This is a genomic window from Pseudomonas sp. GL_093 (genome assembly GCF_057837605.1).
Window position 1 is genome coordinate 4,220,717 of record NZ_CM174448.1, and the last position, 18,311, is coordinate 4,239,027.

General features: G+C 61.5%; 12 protein-coding genes. 6 read left to right on the forward strand and 6 right to left on the reverse strand.

Annotated features, from left to right (window positions below; translation table 11 throughout):
- Positions 1-5: 5 nt before the first annotated feature.
- From AC3IUE_RS19400 to AC3IUE_RS19415, 4 genes are all read right to left on the reverse strand, one after another.
- Positions 6-1,907 (reverse strand): acyl-CoA synthetase, encoded by a 1,902-nt coding sequence (locus tag AC3IUE_RS19400; RefSeq protein WP_489263377.1) that lies wholly within the window; start codon positions 1,905-1,907, stop codon positions 6-8.
- Positions 1,907-2,863: a fumarylacetoacetate hydrolase family protein gene (locus tag AC3IUE_RS19405; RefSeq protein ID WP_489263378.1), complete on the reverse strand. Its 957-nt coding sequence runs from the start codon at positions 2,861-2,863 to the stop codon at positions 1,907-1,909. The genes AC3IUE_RS19400 and AC3IUE_RS19405 overlap by 1 nt, the downstream gene beginning before the upstream one ends.
- A 174-nt stretch (positions 2,864-3,037) precedes the next feature.
- Positions 3,038-4,129: a VOC family protein gene (locus AC3IUE_RS19410; RefSeq protein ID WP_489263380.1), complete on the reverse strand. Its 1,092-nt coding sequence runs from the start codon at positions 4,127-4,129 to the stop codon at positions 3,038-3,040.
- An 83-nt stretch (positions 4,130-4,212) separates the two neighbouring features.
- Positions 4,213-4,827 (reverse strand): TetR/AcrR family transcriptional regulator, encoded by a 615-nt coding sequence (locus AC3IUE_RS19415; RefSeq protein WP_489263381.1) that lies wholly within the window; start codon positions 4,825-4,827, stop codon positions 4,213-4,215.
- A gap of 227 nt (positions 4,828-5,054) precedes the next feature.
- On the opposite strand from AC3IUE_RS19415, the gene AC3IUE_RS19420 reads away from it, so the two are divergent.
- Complete coding sequence (locus AC3IUE_RS19420; protein WP_489268884.1) at positions 5,055-6,290, forward strand: NADH:flavin oxidoreductase/NADH oxidase family protein; 1,236 nt, start codon at positions 5,055-5,057, stop codon at positions 6,288-6,290.
- A gap of 214 nt (positions 6,291-6,504) precedes the next feature.
- Here AC3IUE_RS19420 and AC3IUE_RS19425 read toward each other — a convergent pair whose 3' ends face one another.
- Both AC3IUE_RS19425 and mhpA read right to left on the reverse strand, forming a co-directional pair.
- Positions 6,505-7,149, reverse strand: coding sequence for a TetR/AcrR family transcriptional regulator (locus tag AC3IUE_RS19425; protein ID WP_489263382.1), 645 nt, complete (start codon positions 7,147-7,149; stop codon positions 6,505-6,507).
- Between the two features lie 2 nt (positions 7,150-7,151).
- Positions 7,152-8,810: a bifunctional 3-(3-hydroxy-phenyl)propionate/3-hydroxycinnamic acid hydroxylase MhpA gene (mhpA, locus tag AC3IUE_RS19430; protein ID WP_489263383.1), complete on the reverse strand. Its 1,659-nt coding sequence runs from the start codon at positions 8,808-8,810 to the stop codon at positions 7,152-7,154.
- A 265-nt stretch (positions 8,811-9,075) separates the two neighbouring features.
- Between mhpA and AC3IUE_RS19435 the strand changes: the two genes are divergently transcribed.
- From AC3IUE_RS19435 to AC3IUE_RS19455, 5 genes are all read left to right on the forward strand, one after another.
- Positions 9,076-11,973, forward strand: a complete 2,898-nt coding sequence (locus AC3IUE_RS19435; protein ID WP_489263384.1) for an AAA family ATPase — start codon at positions 9,076-9,078, stop codon at positions 11,971-11,973.
- A gap of 253 nt (positions 11,974-12,226) precedes the next feature.
- Entirely contained in the window at positions 12,227-12,442 is a 216-nt protein-coding gene (locus AC3IUE_RS19440) for a hypothetical protein (RefSeq protein ID WP_489263385.1), read from the forward strand.
- Positions 12,443-12,559: 117 nt separating this feature from the next.
- Positions 12,560-14,074, forward strand: coding sequence for an efflux transporter outer membrane subunit (locus AC3IUE_RS19445; protein ID WP_489268886.1), 1,515 nt, complete (start codon positions 12,560-12,562; stop codon positions 14,072-14,074).
- 29 nt (positions 14,075-14,103) lie between these two features.
- A complete protein-coding gene (locus AC3IUE_RS19450) occupies positions 14,104-15,216 on the forward strand; it encodes an efflux RND transporter periplasmic adaptor subunit (protein WP_489263387.1) in 1,113 nt (370 codons plus the stop codon).
- Positions 15,213-18,308, forward strand: coding sequence for an efflux RND transporter permease subunit (locus AC3IUE_RS19455; RefSeq protein WP_489263388.1), 3,096 nt, complete (start codon positions 15,213-15,215; stop codon positions 18,306-18,308). The genes AC3IUE_RS19450 and AC3IUE_RS19455 overlap by 4 nt, the downstream gene beginning before the upstream one ends.
- The last annotated feature ends 3 nt before the right edge of the window (positions 18,309-18,311 follow it).

Genomic DNA, 18,311 nt, shown 5'->3' on the forward strand with positions numbered 1-18,311 from the left:
CTTCCTCATTGAAGCCACTCCACTTGAAAGCTATAGCGCCCTAGAAGAAGGGCCAGGGACTCCTGATTACCTCCCGCCCGGATGCATGCGACTAGCCCTCGTCGGCCATCCTGTACCACCTCTACCTCAACTTCCTGCAGGCACATACGTTCCACTTCCTGCCGGACTACTCTGGCAATCTCCCGCTGCTGCAAAGTGGGCTTGAATATCTTGCCAACGGCAGTCAGTGGCAACGCTTCGAGGATTTCAATCCGCTTGGGAACGGCTGCCCGCTCGCTGATGTTGAGATGCGCGAACGACTCAAGTTCTTCAGCGTTGCAGGTGTGCCCGGGGCGCAGTTGAACGTAGGCGACCGGCACCTCGCCCGAGTAGGCATCGGGGCTGCCGATTGCAGCGGCCAAGGCGACAGCAGGATGCGCCTGAAGGGCCTCCTCGATTTGCTTCGGATCGATGTTGTGACCGCCGCGGATGATCAACTCCTTCTTGCGTCCGGTCAGCCAGAAGTAACCTTGCGCATCCTGGCGACCCAGATCGCCCGTATTCAGCCAGCGCTGACCGTCGATATCGATCCAGAGGCCCAGGTTATGACGCTCCTCCAAATAGCCCTCGAAGAGGTTCGGTCCACTGATTGTGATGAGGCCGATCTCATCCACGTTGGCGTCGCGCAGGTACTCTCCCGAATCGTTGAGCAAGACCGCGCGCATATTCTGGTAGGCGATCCGTATCCCGATGGAGCCGATATGGCGCTCGCCATGGGGTGGATTGATTGAAGAGACGCAGGCACCCTCGGTAAGACCGTAACCTTCAAGGATCTTCACCCCGGTCCGGCGCTCGAACCCTCGGAAAAGCTCAGCCGGCATGGGTGCGGCGCCACACATGGCAAAGCGAAGACTGGACAGGTCGCGGCCCTGCCATTCATTTTGCAGAAGTGCGGCATAGACCGTTGGCACGCCGGAAAAGAAGTTGATACCGAAGTGCTCGACCATCTCCCAGAATCGCGGGATCACCCCCTCGCCACGATACCCCTGAGGCGTCCCGAGGATCACATGGTCGCCTTGAGTCCAAGGCATCAGGCCAGTCACCATTTGTCCATTGACATGGAACAGCGGCAGGCCACAAAAGATAACCTGACCACCACTGCGTGGCTGCAAATGAGCGGACACAGCCCATGCATTGAATACTTCCGAACCATGGGTACGGGCGGCGATCTTGGGGAGTCCGGTGGTGCCGCCAGTACAGATGTAAGAAGAGCACTCATCCTGGCGGATTTGACGACCGCTCTTCAGGTATGTGTGCGGCTGAGTACTCATCAGCGATCGCCAATCGTGGATCGCGATACCGCTGTGTAATTCTCGCTCCTTCAATGTCGCGGCTTTAAGAGCCTCATGTACAGGTTCCGCGACATAGGGTTCCATGCTGACCCAGACAACAGACCCGACCGTGGGTAACTGATCCAGCTGCGAGGCCAGTTTGGGCCACAGATCGCTGCCTGGAGTCGGCGCGAGTGTCACCACCACGGATGCCTTCGCGGCATTCAGCAAGCCAGCCATCTGCTTGGCCTCAAGCAGAGGATTGATCGCCATGACGATGCCTGCCGCCTCCCCGCCCCATATCGTGAAATGGGTTTCCGGCAGATTGGGCAAAATAAAGGCAATCACTTCTCCCGGTTTTATGCCCAGGTCATGGAAGGCATTTGCCGCGCGGGTAATATCCCCAAAGAGCTGGGAGTAGTTCCACTCATGAGTGCGCTTGAAATCGGCGGCATCGGCGAAGAAACTCAGCGCTGGTGCTTGGGGGTTGCACTCGGCCGCCTGTCGCAGCGCTTCATAAGTGCTGCAAGCCAGACCACGCTCCGACAAGGGGACTCGTTCGAGATTTTCGATGTCGCTTAGGGTCTGCACAACCATCAGGCTTCCCCCACGACTCGGTTGCGTTGCACACCGAGGTCGACCACTCCATCGGCGCTGCGAATACGCGCCTCGACCACGTCACCGGCCTTGAGGTACTGCGTCCGGCCCTCTTGTGCCTTGAGGAAAAGCTTCCACTTGGTGGCTTCTGGCAAAAGGGCTGCAATGCGCATTTTGCCGGGCGAAGGGATCGTTAGAGCGCAGCCGGCAGGCGTACCGGTGGCGATCAAGTCTCCAACGGCGAGATCTTGCAAGGCGGAGAGTTCGGTCAGGGTTTCAGCGGGGCCGTAAACCAGGTTGGCCGTGCTGTCGTTCTGTCGCACCTGGTCGTTGACCGTCAGGCGTAGCTGCAGGTCTTTCAGGTGATGAATGTTCGAGGCATCCAGAAGGCAGAGGTACGGGCCGACCGGGCCGAAAGTGCGGTAGCTCTTGCCCTTGTAGAACTGCATCTGGGGAATCTGAATGTCACGAGCCGAGTAGTCATTGACGATGACGACGCCGGCGATGAACTCATGCAGATTGGCGTCAGTGACAGCAATAGCGCCGGTGATCGAGCGCTTCATCACAAGACCCAGTTCGATCTCGTAGTCAAGGAAGCGCACGTGGCGCGGCTTGATCAGGTCGCTGTCAGCCGCCACCAGGCAACTCGTCGCCTTGGTGAAGATCATGTTGAATTTCTTCGCATCCGGGTCCATGCCCGACTCGATCATGTGCTGCCGATAGTTGGCACCCTGGCAGACGAACTGCTGGTTACGGGTCACCGGCGACAGCAGTTTTACTTCGCCCTCCTCCAGCTCAGCGCCTTTCAGTTGAGCGAGGTCGTCGATACTGTTCTGGCGAAGGAAGTCACCGGTGGTTTCAAAAACACCGGGGACAACTGTGATACGGCCCTGGCGAAGCACGCCCCAGTGGATACCGTTCTCAAATTCAAAGCGGACTACGTGTACAGCAGACATTGAAGGTACTCCTGGAGCGGCGTTTGTCCCGCGTTCGGTGGCGTGGGAACTGTGGTGTTGTTCTGAGGGGGGCTGGCAACGCTGTAGACCAACGAGCTGCCGGCGATCAAGGCGCCGGCTTTGAGCACATCCCGCCGGCCATACTTGGTTGCATTGCCCGACATGGCGGCAGCTCTACCCGAACATCCGCATGAGTGTTATCAACTTGCGAATGCTCAAGTCCGGACTACGTCGCAGGTTGCGGAACAGCGCACGCAGATTGGCCAAGCTCATCTTCGGTTTTGTAAAACGCTTGGGCATGCGCTGCCCCCACTGCGCCATTGCCTCGGGGCTTACCGGATGAATGCCCGTAGGCCGAGTGGCCGTGAAAAGATCCCCGTCGCAGTAATGCTCGTGCTTGTCACCCCAAGGGTCTTGCCAATAATCGAAGATCTGACTGCCCAGAATGTGGCGGCCGATTCCCCATGAGTGCTCCCAACCGCGCTCGCGCAGGACGCGCTGCCCCATTCCCACCGCGTCGGCATCGACAACCTCATAGGCGCTATGGCTGTAGGTCGCCATGAACCCTTGCGCTATCGCGAGCGTATGGTGATCCGCGGGAACATCACCGAGGTCGAGGCGCATGAAAGTGACAATAGGCGTGCCATCGGGGAGAACCTGCACATCGCTGGGAATAAACCCGAAATGCTCCGTATACCAGGCACAGGTCGCTTGATAGTCGGCCACTTCAATGACGATGTGACCCAGTTTGAGTACTTCAGGCGGAGCAATCGGCGGACGCTGCGTGGCGTTGATTCGCGGCTGCTCCTGCGCCAGATTCCAAGACAGAGGAGCTCTGTGTACCAGCGTTTTACCAGGAATCTGGTCGCAAACAGCTTCCACAATGAAGCCGGAAGGATCGGTCAGCCTGACGTAACACCCGCCACCAGGATGTTCCGATTTCTCGACCGGTGACGCGCCTGGGATTCGCGTCAGTTTTTCCAGATCCTTGAGCGACTGGACTGCCAGTCCGAACCCGATAAAACATGCATGTTCTGCACGATGGACGCGGTAACAATATGAAGTGGCGTCGGTGCCTCTTAGATAGAGCGTATCGGCCTCCTGCCGACTTACCGTCAGGCCGAAGTCAGTCAGGAAACGCGCTGCCTCATTCAAGTCCGGCCGTTGGAAGATCAGGTGAGTCAGATCCTGGGCCTTTACCGTCGGCTGCGCATGCCGCGCGGGGTGTGGTGTCGCCAACCGGTGCAATTGGTTTTTGTTGTTCATTGTTGTTGTTTTCCGGGTTTTAGGGCAAAGCTGTCCCCGCACCCCTGAAAATCAGGGGTGTCTGGTTGGGTCAGTTAACTAACTCAGTCGATAGAAGGAAGTGCCGGCAACTCTGTGGTCGCCAGCGCACGCGCCTCCTCTGGCGGCACTCCCAATGCCCGCAGCACCAGCTCGGCGGTGTCAGAGCCCGATTCGCGCCACGTTCTGTGCCCTTCCAACACCAGGAAAATCGAGCCGAGAACGCTGCTCGATATCAGCGTCAGTACAGAGAGCAATTGCTCCTTTTCAAACGTGTACCGCCCACTGGACAGTCCGCTCAGAAGATCCGTGGTCGCTTGGCTGCTGAACATTTCGCGCAACGAAGAATTGCTCATGGCGAATTTATGGATGAACGCCCCCCACTGGGAGTCTTCGTGCGCTCGACGAATGAACAATCGAATGCCATTGGCAAGGCGCTGAGCCGGATCAGTGAGGGAATTGAAGCTCTTGTTGACGCGCTCATGCATCTCCTTCGCGAGATGGCTGGCGACCGCCTCGAACAGGCTTTCCATGCTGTCGATGTTGCTATAGACCGTTCCGCGCGCCACGCCCGCCTCTTGTGCGAGGTCGAGAATGTTCACTTGTGAGGTGCCTCTTTCAGCGAACAGGCGAAAGGCGGCTTGATGAATTCGGCGCTGTGTTGGATTTAGGGATTCCACGGTTCTCTCTCCAGGATTACCTCATGGATCGATTGAACACTCGTGTTCATTTTACGTCAACACTATTTTTTAGCATGTTGGATTTTATGTCCGAAAACCGACCGCGAACCTAACAATATGGACGCCATGATCGATGTCATTGGGTCAACAAAAGTCCTGCACATTGACATAACTGAACACGCATGTTCAATTATGTTGGCCGACTTTTATCAGTTGAAGGACAGAACATGACCGGCTCAAATCTCTTCAAACCGCTTCTATTGCCCAACGGCACGGTGATTCCAAACCGAATCGCCAAGGCCGCCATGGAGGAGAACCTTGCGGATGAGGAACACGCTCCAGGGGAAGCGCTGGTAAAGCTCTACCGGCGCTGGGCGGAAGGTGGTGCCGGTCTGATCATCACTGGCAATGTCATGGTTGATCGCCACGCCTTGACCGGACCGGCTGGTGTGGTGCTTGAGGATGATCGGAACCTGGGAAAATTCAAGCTATGGGCCGATGCTTGCCGCAGCCGTGGAGGCCAGGCCTGGATGCAAATCAATCATCCCGGACGACAGCTATTGGCTTCAATGGGGCAACCGGCAAGGGGCCCCTCCGCCGTTGCGGTCGATATCCCCGGACTATCTAAAGCTTTTGTGCCGCCCAGAGCCTTGGATGAGCAGGAGATCGATGAGCTGATTGAGCGCTATGCCCAAGCGGCGGTGTTGGCAGAGCGCGCCGGATTCACTGGCGTTGAGATTCATGCCGCGCACGGCTATCTATTCAGCCAATTCCTGTCGCCCTTGACCAACCATCGTAACGACCGCTGGGGCGGCAGCCTGGAAAATCGTGCGCAAATTCTGCTGCAAACCATCGACGCAATACGCCTGCGAGTGGCACCGATTTTTTGCGTCGCTGTGAAGCTCAATTCCGCGGATTTTCAGCGCGGCGGTTTCGATGCCGAGGATGCGGCTCGGGTGGTGGAAATGCTCAATGCCAAGGCGGTCGACCTGGTCGAATTGTCCGGTGGCAGCTATGAAAGCCCGGCGATGCAGGGGCAAACCCGCGATGGCAGCCGCCTGGCTCGAGAAGCGTATTTTCTCGAGTGTGCGGAAAAAATAGGAGAAATAGCGCACATGCCGCTGATGGTCACCGGCGGCGTGCGCAGAAAGGAGGTCGCGGAGCGAGTGGTGAGCGGCTCGGTGTCGATGGTGGGGCTTGCCACTGCGTTGGCAATCGAGCCGGCCCTGCCAAGCCAGTGGATGGCAGGTCAGGACACCGAAGTGGAGCCCATCGTCGTCCGCTGGAAGAATAAGGCACTGGCATCGCTTGCGTTGGCGTCGGTGGTCAAGAAGCAACTCGGCTTGTTGAGCCAAGGCAAGCAGACAAAACCCAGGACGTCGCCACTCATGGCATTGATCGGTAATCAGCTGAAATCTCGTCGCCAGGCGAAGAACTATCGGCAATGGATTGGCCGGGCTTAGCGTAATGCCAGTAAGTTAAGGCCACGATACGGTCCGTAGCAGCTGGCGAAGCCTGCGTCCGGCTGCGCAGCAGTCGCAAACCCTGCAACCCCGATTAATCTGTGATACCGCAGCGCCTGATTTTACGATCGCTGCGCGATCGAACGCAGCCTTCGGCAGCTGCTACGAGGAATGCGCGAAGCCAGAACGTCCTTCTTATCGGTCGAGGATGGCATCAGGGTAGCGGCTTACCGGCGATTCTCTTGGCTCTGGCAGGTGTTACGCCCAGAGCCTTGAGAATCATCTCGGCGACCCGCTGGTCGTGCTCCACCACCGTACGACCCTCGACAACCGAACGCATGGCGCCGGTTGTGCACGATACGACCATGTCCAGGGCGATCCCTTCGTCCTCATAAGCGAAAGTCCCCGCGTGCAGACCTTCACGCAGATCGCCCAGCACATGAGCAGCCAGGCGCGAGCGCATGGCCTGATCGGAATGGATAATGCGCAGCAGTGCATTGGCCCATTGATGGTCGTACGCGGCCCGGCATACGAACATGCGCACACCAATCGAAAGCCGCTGTGCACCGCAGTGCACGTCCGAACTCAGGGCGGAAATGGCATCGGAGAACTCGCTCGCCATGGCGATGCCAACCGCCTCGAGGACTTCATCACGCGTTCGAAAATAGTTGTAGATGGTGCCGTTGGATACCGCGGCCTCCGAGGCGACATCGAGCAGTGCAATCTCCCCCACCTCCTTACGCGCGACAAGACGCAATGCCGCATCCACCAAGCCGCGACGGGTGCGTTCACGCTTCTTGTGGCCCCGAGTGAGAGGCTCTTGCTCAGTTGCTTCTGAAGGAAAAGTGGGGGAAGGCATCTTCAGGCTCTTAATCGAGGGGGTTCGTTGATGGTAATGGAAATGCTATCGGCAGTGGTGTCGGCGCTAGCCAACAGGCCCCTGCAGTCTCGAAGGAGACTGCCTGCCTCTGCGCCGGGAGCGTGGTGCATGATGATCCGGTCGGGACGAACCGCGACGAGCGTTCCTTTGGGGGCCAGCGGCAGGATGTCATGGCTCATGTCTTCGATGAAGTCACAGCTGCCGCCGGAGCGTTGACCGCGTGTTCTGACCTCCAAGAAGTGGCCTCCCATTTTTTCCCAGGAAACGATCTGCTCAGTGGTTAGCAGGGACAACGGGTCAACCCCCAATCCAACCAGGGTCAGGTTGTCTCCAAGAGCATCGTCGCTCAGTTTGATCTGCTTTTGCATGTTACGAATCCAGGTCTGGGGAAACAGGCTGCCACGTACCAGTTTGTCGCCCCGACGATGCTGCACGAACAGGCCTTGTTTGAAGGTGTTCTTCGGCTTGATGTCCAACTGTTCGAAGTACTTCCTGGTAGCGGGAGTCAACGCCAGCATGCGCATCAGGCCGTGGATAAAGAAAGCTGCAATCTTGTTCTTGGGCATCACCATACGGCCCATGAGTTTCGCCAGATTGATCATCGCCTGGGCATGGGGGCGGCGCTCTACGTCATAGGTATCGAGTATTGCAGGCGCGGCATGGCCGCGAAGGACCCAGGCCAGTTTCCAGGCAAGGTTGGCGCCATCTCGAAGTCCCGCTACGAGGCCTTGCCCGACAAAAGGAGGGGTGATGTGTGCTGCGTCGCCGGCGAGGAAGATGCGTCCCTTGCTGAATCTGTTGCAGCAGCGCGCGTGGAATCGATACACCGCCTTGCGCTCTATTTGCAGCTCCTGCGGGTTGATCCATGGCGCGATCAGCCGGGCTATGCTTTCCGGGCTTTCCAGTTCTTCCCGGGATTCACCGGGTTGCAGCATGAACTCCCAACGCTCCCTTCCGCCGGGTGCGGGCATGTGCGGCGTTGGGCGCTGCGGATTACAGAGAAACTCAATGTGATCAATCGCTGACTTATGCCGGTTCATGACATCGACAATCAGCCAATCCTCCGCATAGGTCTGCCCTTCGAACTCCTGGCCAATCAGTGCCCTGACCCTGGAGCTAGCGCCATCCGCACCGACCAGGTACTGGGCGCGAACGGAATGCGATTGCCCACTCTGATCCCGTACGGAGGCGACGACGCAATCCGACTCCTCGACCAGAGTCTCAAGCGCGAAGCCACCAAGACTGGTCACTGACTTCAGTCGGGAGACCTGGCTTCGCATCGCGTGTTCGAGGTCGGGTTGATAGAACGTCACAAGTTTTGGATGGCCGTCGATGCACCCCTCAGTATTGGCGCGACCAAATTGCCCGAGGACCGGGGAGTGCATCTTCACTTCAGGGATAACGATCTTCTCGAAAGCATCTTCCGACAATCCGGCGAGTTGCAGGATGCGAAGCGCCTCGTTGTCCAGAGCGATGGCGCGGGGCATCAGTACGACGTCATGGACCTTGTCCAGTACCAGGGTCGTGACCCCATAGCGGCCCAGAAGCGCCGCGATTGTCGCACCTACCGGACCATAACCGATAACCAGCACGTCGACGGCGGCGGGAGGCAATTCGCAAACTTTCTTGTTGTTGTTCATCTCGAGCCCTTGTTGTGATTGAAGTCGTGAGACGTGGAGATCTCATCGTCAGGCAAGGTGAAGGTATGTAAAATTGAGACATATTTCAATATTGAAATTTTCGTCATTAGCATTTCCGGTTCATTACCGCACCGTGATGAGGTCATGTGAGCTATGCCGAGGGTCAGTTTCCGACCGGTGAGGCTTGGCTTCTGAGCAGATCAGCGTTGTTATTGGAGTAATGGTCCAGTGCTAGAAACTATGTTTTTGTCTTCAGGAATCCAACGTGGCGCGTCCGCAGCCCCATCCGAACCCCGTCCAGCTCTGCTTCGTCGAGTTCGTGCTCGACGAGGCCAACGCCTGCTTGTTGCGTAACGGAGAAGCGGTGGCGTTGGCGCCAACGCCCTTCACTCTGCTGTGCGTACTTGCACGCCAGCCGGGATCGCTGGTGACCAAAGATGCCTTGCTTGATGCCGTGTGGGGGCATCGGTTCGTCAGCGATTCAGTGCTGAAGACGGCCATCAGCGATCTGCGCAAGGTACTGGGCGATGACCCCAGGCAGCCTCGCTTCATCGAAACTGTGTCGCGGCGCGGCTATCGCTTTATCGCTGCGCCCTCTCCTGCTCCTTCGATGCCACCGGCACCCGCGACGGTGCCAGCGGCCGATGCGCATCCGTCACCGCCATTCATCGGTCGCACCGACGAGATATCAAGACTGCAACGGGCATGGGAGCGGGCGGATGGCGGCCAGCGTGCAGTGGTCTGGCTTGCCGGAGAACCGGGGATTGGCAAGACCACGTTGATCGAGCATTTCCTCGCCAGCCTTGGCGGCGTCGCCTGCGCACGCGGTCATTGCGTGGAGCACCATGGCACTGGCGAGCCGTACCTGCCGGTGCTGGAGGCATTGGCCGATCTGTGCCGCAGAGACCCCGCCCTGCCGGCGCTGCTGCGCGCCGTGGCGCCGACCTGGCTGCTGCAACTGCCGTGGCTGAGCACCGCGCAAGAGCGAGACGCGTTGCGCCGCGAGCTTGCCGGCATCGGTCCGGATCGCATGTTGCGGGAAATGGGTGAGCTGCTGGACCGCTACACCGAGCAGAGGCCGCTGTTGCTGATAACCGAAGACCTGCATTGGAGCGATCGGGCGACGGTCCAGCTCATCGACTATGTGGCGCGGCGACGTGGCCGCGCGCGGCTTATGTGGCTGGCGAGCTTCCGCGTCGCCGAGGTGGTGGCGCTCGATCATCCGCTCAACTCGTTGCGCCACGAACTGCGCCTGCAACGTCTGTGCGAGGAAGTGGTGCTCGATCCATTCTCGGAAACCGAAGTCGCTGACTATGTCGCGCTGCGTTCGACCTCTCTGGCCCGCGATGAAGCCTTCGTGCGTGCCCTGCACGAGCGCACCGACGGTGTGCCGCTGTTCGTGTCGTCAGTCATCAGTGAGGTGATGGACGCCACGGACGACGACGCCACCATTGAGGCCCGGCTGGCGGGAATGGCGGTTCCCGAGAACCTCGCGGCCATCATTGATCACTACATCAGCAAGCTCGGGCCGGAGCAGCGCACACTGCTCTCGGCGGCAGCGGTATGCGGAGTCGAATTCCGGGTCGAGACAGTTTCGCTGGCCCTCGAGCGCGACCTCGCTTCTGTGGCCGACACCTGCGAGGAACTGGTGCGCGAGCAGGTATGGCTCACACGGTCGCGGGCCACCGAACTTGAAGAGGCGATGGAGCTACCCCACTCGTTCCGGCATGCCCTCTTCCGCCAGGTACTGTACGACCGCACGCCGCGCTCATTGCGCACCCACCTTCATCGCCAGGTTGGCACTGCGCTCGAACGCGAGCGCACGGCCGGTGTGCCGGTTGCGGCCTCGGAGCTGGCGACGCATTTCGACCGGGCCCGGCAGCCGATGACCGCGCTGCGCTATTACGCCGAGGCCGCGGAAGCCGCGCTGCTGCACTTCAGCCCGGCCTTGTGCATCGGCCTCACTGAGCGCGCGATGGTCCTGCTGCGCCAATCGCCAGAAGGGATAGAGCGCGATACGCTCGAAATCACCTTGGCCACGCTGCAGGGCGTGTCGGCGTTCCACACACTCGGTGTCGGCAGCGAGGCCAGGAACGCGTTCGAACGCGCCTACACGTTGCTCGCGGATATACCCGAACATCCGATGCGCGGTCGCCTGCTGCACGGATTCGGCTATCTGCTCGGTCTGCGCGGCGACTATACGCAGGCGCTGGCGGTCGCGGAACGCGCCGAAGCCCTCTCGTCCGAGGCAAACGATCCAGCGCTCATGCTGGTGGCGTGCATCGTGCAGGGCGAGGTGCATCATCTCCAGGGACGCACGCAGGCGACCCGCCGCTGGCTGGAGCGCGCACTCGCAATCGCCGAACCGCTAGACATCGGGGCGAACGAGATCTTTGCGGTCGATCCTCAGGTCATGCTGCACGGCATGTTGGCCATAGAACTTGTGCGTTCTGGCCTGGTTGAGCAAGGCCGAGCTCACATGCAGCAGGCGCGGACCCGCGCACAAACGCTTCGCCAGCCTATGACCTGGCTGGTCGCCACCTGGCAGGAGGTGTTGATCGAGGTGCGGATGGGGAACCCTGTACGTGTGGCAGCGCTGGCCGACGACATGCAGACGCTGGTCGACGAGTATTCGCTCGCACTGGGACGCACAGCTTGCCGCTGGTGGCGCGGCTGGGCCGACGCGCGCAACGGCGCACCGCGCGACGGCTACCGCAACATCCGCGAGGCCTATGAAGAACACACCGGACTCGGCATGCGCTCCGGTGCCAGCGAGGTGCTCGGCTACGCCGCCGAAGCGTTGCTGCTGGCGGGTGATTGCGACGCTGCGCAAGTCGAGCTACAGGAAGCCCTGCAGATGGGGGAAGAACTGGGCGAGCGCGTGTACCTGCCGCAACTGTTGTTGCTGGAGGCATCGATTGCGCGGATGCAGGGCCGGCTCGATGCCGGCTGCATCGCGGTGCGGCGTGCGGTTGAGGAGGCTCGCGCCCAGGAAGCACCGTGGCTGGAGCTGCAGGCGTTAGTCGAACTGTGTGGGCACCACGACGCTACGGCCGAGGACCGCCAGGCCTTGGCGGCGCTGCTTGACCAGTTGCCCGAAACGGATGGAACCGAGCTGGTGAGACGAGCGCGCTCGCTGCTTCAGGCGGCAAAGTCTGACTGACAAGTTAAGGGCACAGACCTGTGGGAGCGAGCCTGCTCGCGATGGCGGCGGGTCAGCCAATATTGATGCTGAATGTACCGCCATCATCGCGAGCAGGCTCGCTCCCACAAGTTCGCGGTGTTCAGGTCCTTAACTTACTGGCATTAATTTCTGAGGGAGCGTCACGGTCCCGACCGAAGTCTGACCTTTCGCTTACGACTCGACCCAGGGGACGGCCTACGCTGTCGTCGAACTTTCTTGCCCCTGGTCTGTGATGAGTCTGAACCCTGAATCCAAGTACCCGAGCCGCCGCTCGTACGTCGTGAAGCTGCGTAGCGATGCCGCGCCGGGGGCCCTCGTGGGCCGCCTCGAAAACCTGGTCACCGGGCGTCAGCGCGAGTTTTCGTCCGCCGATGAGTTACTGGAGTCGATTGACTCGGACCTCACGTCGGCGGCCGGCGAACACGCGGCAGATACCGACGGCGAGTGACGCCTCCAACATGAATGAGCGCTCGATATGGCGACCGAACGGCGACGTTTCGCTGACGACTTCGCGCACACCGGGCCCTACGCTGATGCCATCTCGAATCTACACGAGTCCCATGCGATGCCGCGACTTCCAGTTTCCTTTCCACTGCCCCTCCACACTGCTCGGACGACCTTGCAACGCGCCGTGCGCCCGGCCGGGCTAGCCGTTGCGGCCGCCCTTGCCACTTCGATCGCCCTCGCCCTGGCTGGTTGCTCCACGCCGGTCGTCAAGCCGTCGGTCGACCTGCCGAGCAACTACGCCGCTAGCACAGCCTCCGAGATGGAACCCGAGGCGGCATGGTGGGAGGTCTACCACGACCCGATGCTGACAGATCTGGTGCACCGGGCAGCGCACGAGAACCGCGACGTCAAGATTGCCGCCGAGCGCCTGCGCGCCGCACGTGCCGGCGAAACGGTCAGCCGTTCCTGGCTGCTCCCGAGCGTCGGCGCATCCGCCTCCGGCAGTGATCGCAGCAGCGGCTACAACTCGGCCACGAAACAGGGTTATCCGGATACCAAGACCACCAGTGTGGGCCTGGACGTCTCGTGGGAGCTCGACCTGAGCGGCCGCCTGCGCGCCGGCGCAGCGGCGGCCGACGCCGATGCGCTGGCCGCGGAGGACAGCATGCGCGGCGTACGCCTGCTGGTCATGAGCGACGTTGTCAGAAACTACTTCACACTGGTCGGCGCGCAGCGCCAGGCCGCGACGCTGCGTGCCATCTCGGCGATGCAGGACGAGACGCTGCGTCTGGTCACCGCGCGCCAGCAGGTGGGGCTGGCATCCGCCTTCGACGTCGAGCGCGCGCAGACCGACGCCTTGTCGGCACGGGCGCAGATTCCGCCGCTGGAAACGCTGGCGGCTGTATCGCGCCATCGTATCGCGGTGTTGATCGCCGATCAGTCGTTCAATACCGCGAACATCCAGCCCTCGAATGGCGATGCGCAGGTGCCCGAGGCCAAGCCGGGCCAGCCCGCCGAGCTGCTGCAACGCCGACCTGACGTACTGGCGCTGATGGCGCAGCTCGACGCAGCCAATGCACGCCGCCAGCAGGCCGCGGCCGAGTGGTTCCCGCGGCTCTTCCTCGGCGCGTCCTTCGGCCAACAGGGCCTGAGCCTGAACGGCGTCGATCTCGGCGCTGCGCGCTTCACCAACGTGGCGGGACTGCTGGCGATGCCGATCTTCAACGCCGGTCGCACGCAAGCGATCAACGACGCTGCCGAAAGTGCTCAACAAGAGGCGGTGCTGCGCGCCGAAGACGGCATCGTACGGGCACTCGAGGATGTGGAGAACTCTCTCGTCACGCTGGCGCAGGAACGCCGCCGCGCCGGGTCGCTGCAATTGGCCGCCGCGTCCGCGGAGTCTGCGCAGAATCGCGCCCAGTCGCTCTATAACCGCGGGCAGATCGACCTGTTGCCGCTGCTGGATTCGCAGCGGGCGCGCCTGGCGGCACGCCTGAACTCCAACGAAAGCAATACCCAGCTGCTGCTCGATAGCGTGCAGCTCTATAAGGCACTGGGCGGGGGTTGGCAGGTGTTCGAACAACCCGCCACTCCCACCGCCGCCACCAAAGCCGACCGGCCACCACTTTCTTAAGAAACTGCCTTTTTCAAAGAGGAACCGCCTTGAAAACCTCCCTTACTGCGGCCGGCGCTTTGGCCGTGGCCGTCATGCTGTCCGCGTGCAGCCCGGACCAGCCGACCGTTCAGGCACCACGACCGGTACGCACCGTTGAAATCAGCTACGACAATGCCCGCGACATCAGTCGCTACGTGGGCACCGTACAGTCGCGACATGAAGTCGACCAGGCCTTCCGCGTGGGCGGCAAAGTCGCCCAGCGCAAGGTCGATGTTGGCCAGTTTGTGCGCGAAGGCGACGTGTTGGCTGTGCTGGATGACAGCGACTACCGCCTCGCTGAGGAAGCCTCACGACAACAATGGGCGGTCGCCGTCGAGCAGACGCGCCAGGCCGACTCGGACCGCCAACGCCTGACTGCACTGAAGGTTGACGGCTCGGTCAGTGCGGCCGACGACGAGCGCGCACATACAAATGCCCAGACCGCGCATGCGACCGCCGAGGCGGAGGCGCAAAAGCTCGAGCTCGCGCGCAACCGGCTCAAGTACACCGTGCTGCGCGCTTCGCGTAGCGGCGTCGTCACGGCTGTGCGCTTTGAGGCCGGGCAGGTCGTTCCGGAGGGCCAACCGGTTGTATCGATCGCGAATCCGGATGAATCCGAGATCGTCGTCGATGTGCCCGAGGATCAGCTGTCCGACTTCAAGGAGGCGCATTTCAAGGCCTCGCTGGCCAGTGCACCGAACGAGATCTTCGATGTCACGCTGCGCGAGCTGTCGCCGCAGGCAGCGGCGCAAACGCGCACCTATCGCGCGCGGCTCAAACCGATGCAGGCGCTGCCGCTGGGCGCCACTGCCACGGTAACGGCCGAGCGCGTGATGACCAGTGTCTCGGTGGCGGCGGTACCCGCCACGGCACTGACGCAATACGGCGGCCAGCCTGCGCTGTGGGTGGTCACGCCCGCGGGCAAGGATCCGGTAGGCGTCGTCGAACTGGTGCAGGTGGCGGTGCTGGGCTACCGCAACGACGAGGTGCTCGTCTCCGGGCCGCAGGCCGGCGCATTGGTCGTCACCGCCGGGGTGCAGAAGATGGCATCCGGACTGAAGGTCGCGCTTCCCGGCGCAGCGATTGTTGACGCGAACACCACGCAGCAGGCCACCCGATGAACAACCTGAACCTCACCGACTGGGCGCTGCGCCATCGCGCCATCGTCCTGTTCATGCTCCTCATTGTCGCAGTGGCCGGCGCCTTCAGCTTCACCCGGCTCGGTCAGCTCGAGGATCCGAACTTTTCCGTGCCCTCCATGACCGCCATGGTCATCTGGCCGGGCGCCACCGCCCAGCAGATGCAGGACCAGGTCCTCAACCGCATGGAGAAGAAATTCGAGCAGATCGACAACTTCGAGAAGGTGGTCACCTACGCGCGGCAAGGCTACGCCGGCATGACGCTCACCGTGCGCGGCGGCACCTCCAAGGCTGACCAGCGCGAAGCCTGGTACCAGGCGCGCAAGAAACTCAACGACCTGAGCCTGGAGATGCCTGACGGCGTGATCGGCCCGATCCTGAACGACGAATACGGCGACGTGTACGGCCTGATGTACGCCATCAAGGGCGACGGCGTCGGCCACGCCGACCTGTCGGACGCGGCCGAGGACATCAAGCGCCAGATGCTGAAGGTGCCGATGGTCAAGAAGATCGATCTCATCGGCAAGCAGGCCAAGCGTGTCTACGTCGAGTTCTCGCACGAACGCTTGGCAGCGCTGGGCATTACACCGTTGGCCATCGCCGAAAGCCTCAAGAGCCAGAACGCCATGTTGCCCGCAGGCCAGATCGACACCCGCGGCGACCGCGTCATGGTGCGCGTGAGTGGTCAATTCGCCAGCGAAGAGGCTATCCGCAACATACCCATCGCCGCAGGCGGTCGACTGATCAAGCTCGGCGACATCGCGACCGTTACCCGTGGCTTCGAGGATCCGCCGACCTACACGGTGCGCCACAACGGCCAGCCAGTGCTGATGCTCGGCATCACGATGACCAGCGACGGCAACATCGTGGACCTTGGCAAGGCGATGGACACAGCAGTCGCCAAGATCCAGTCGGAGCTTCCACATGGCGTGGAGCTGGAACTCGTGGCCGACCAGCCCACCACGGTGAAGGATGCAATCCTGGACTTCGGGCGCGCGTTGGCCGAGGCGCTGATCATCGTGATCGCGGTGAGCCTCGCCAGCCTGGGCTGGCGCGCCGGCCTCGTGGTCGCGACCACGGTGCCGCTGGTGCTGGGCGGCGTGGCGCTAGTGATGCTGGCGATGGGCTGGAACCTCGAGCGTATCTCGCTCGGATCGCTGATTATCGCGTTGGGATTGCTGGTGGATGACGCCATTATCGCCATCGAGATGATGGTGGCGAAGATGGAAACCGGCATGGACCGCGTAAAGGCGGCCGCCTTCTCCTATCAGTCCACCGCCATGCCGCGCCTGACCGGCGCTCTGATCACCGTCGTGGGCTTCCTGCCGATCGGCCTCTCGAAGTCCACCACCGGCGAGTACGCGGGCGGCATTTTCTGGATCGTCGGCGCCGCGGTGCTGTTCTCGTGGATCTGTTCCGGCATCTTCACGCCGTACCTCGCGGTCAAGATGCTGCCCAACGACTTGGGCAAGCACCAGCATGGTGATATGTACGATACGAAGTTCTACCGCAACCTGCGCCGCCTGATCGACGCCGCCATCGAGCGCCGCTGGGTGGTTATCGGTGCGACGGTTGCCGCTCTGGTGCTTGCCCTGGCCTGTATCAAGCTGGTACCGCAGCAATTCTTCCCCAACAGTTCGCGCCCTGAACTGGTCATAGACCTACGCGTCAAGGAGGGTTCCTCGTTCGCCGCGACGACCGAGCAGGTCAAGCACATGGAGGAGATCCTGGCGAAGGACGAGGACGTGCGTTTCTATACCGCCTACACCGGCGCTGGCGCACCGCGCTTCTATCTCTCGCTCAACCCCGAGTTGCCGAATCCGGGATTTGCCCAGTTCGTTGTGATGACCAAGGACCTGGATGCACGCGAGCGGGTACGTGAGAGGCTGGTGACCTCGGCTGACCAACAATTCCCGCAGGCGTGGGTGCGCGTGACCCGGCTCGAGTTGGGGCCGCCTGTCGGCTACCCCGTGCAGTTCCGCGTCGTCGGCCCCGATACCCAGGTGGTGCGCCAGATTGCCCGTGAGGTGGAGAACATAGTTGCGTCCAACCCGAAGGTGCGCGACCTCCAGCTCGACTGGAACGACCCGGTGCGCACGCTGAAAGTGGAGCTCGATCAGGACAAGGCGAGCGCGCTGGGCCTCACGCCGGCCGACGTGTCGCTTGCGACCCAGACCGTGATGAACGGCGCCACCCTGTCACAGTTGCGTGAGCGCGAGGACCTGATCGACATCGTGGCCCGTGCCGTGCCCGCTGAGCGCCTGAGCCTCGACACATTGAAAGACATCAACCTCTACACGCGCCAGGGCACGGTGGTGCCACTGTCGCAAGTCGCACAGGTACGCTCTGGGCTGGAAGAACCCGTACTGTGGCGCCGCAACCGCGACATGGCGATCACGGTGCGTGCCGACGTGAAGGATGGCGAGCAAGGTGTATCGGTGACGCAGGAGATCCAGCCGTTGCTCAAGGATATCGAAGCGAAGCTGCCGTCGGGCTACCGCATCGACGTAGGCGGCGCGGTGGAGGAAAGTGACAAAGCCAACAAGGCACTGCTGGCGGTGGCCCCGCTGATGATGATCAGCATCCTGCTGTTGCTGATGCTGCAACTGCAGAGCTTCTCTCGCATGTGGATGGTGGTGCTGACCGCACCGCTGGGCCTGATCGGTGTGGTGCCGGCGCTGCTGGTGTTCCAGTCGCCGCTGGGCTTCGTCGCAATCCTGGGCATCATCGCACTGGGTGGCATGATCATGCGCAACTCGGTGATCCTGATCGATCAGGTACAAACCGAGATCGCCGAAGGGCGCGACCCATGGAACGCTGTGCTGGATGCCGCCATTCACCGGGCCCGTCCAGTGATGCTGACGGCACTGGCCACCGTGCTTGCAATGATCCCGCTAACGCGCAGTGTGTTCTGGGGACCGATGGCAATTGCGATCATGGGCGGCCTCACCGTGGCGACGCTGCTGACGATTTTCTTCGTCCCGGCGTTGTATGCCGCATGGTTCAAGGTGGGTCGCCAGACGGCCGCTGGCACCCAATCGGTGAGAGGTGACGCCGCGCTCGCTTCTGACTGATCT

Bases quoted from the DNA above. Each gene is read 5' to 3' on its own strand.
- AC3IUE_RS19425 (WP_489263382.1), bottom strand. From the start codon at position 7,149: ATGCCTTCCCCCACTTTTCCTTCAGAAGCAACTGAGCAAGAGCCTCTC.
- AC3IUE_RS19455 (WP_489263388.1), top strand. From the start codon at position 15,213: ATGAACAACCTGAACCTCACCGACTGGGCGCTGCGCCATCGCGCCATC.
- AC3IUE_RS19405 (WP_489263378.1), bottom strand. From the start codon at position 2,863: ATGTCTGCTGTACACGTAGTCCGCTTTGAATTTGAGAACGGTATCCAC.
- AC3IUE_RS19420 (WP_489268884.1), top strand. From the start codon at position 5,055: ATGACCGGCTCAAATCTCTTCAAACCGCTTCTATTGCCCAACGGCACG.
- AC3IUE_RS19410 (WP_489263380.1), bottom strand. From the start codon at position 4,129: ATGAACAACAAAAACCAATTGCACCGGTTGGCGACACCACACCCCGCG.
- AC3IUE_RS19445 (WP_489268886.1), top strand. From the start codon at position 12,560: ATGCCGCGACTTCCAGTTTCCTTTCCACTGCCCCTCCACACTGCTCGG.
- mhpA (WP_489263383.1), bottom strand. From the start codon at position 8,810: ATGAACAACAACAAGAAAGTTTGCGAATTGCCTCCCGCCGCCGTCGAC.
- AC3IUE_RS19440 (WP_489263385.1), top strand. From the start codon at position 12,227: ATGAGTCTGAACCCTGAATCCAAGTACCCGAGCCGCCGCTCGTACGTC.
- AC3IUE_RS19400 (WP_489263377.1), bottom strand. From the start codon at position 1,907: ATGGTTGTGCAGACCCTAAGCGACATCGAAAATCTCGAACGAGTCCCC.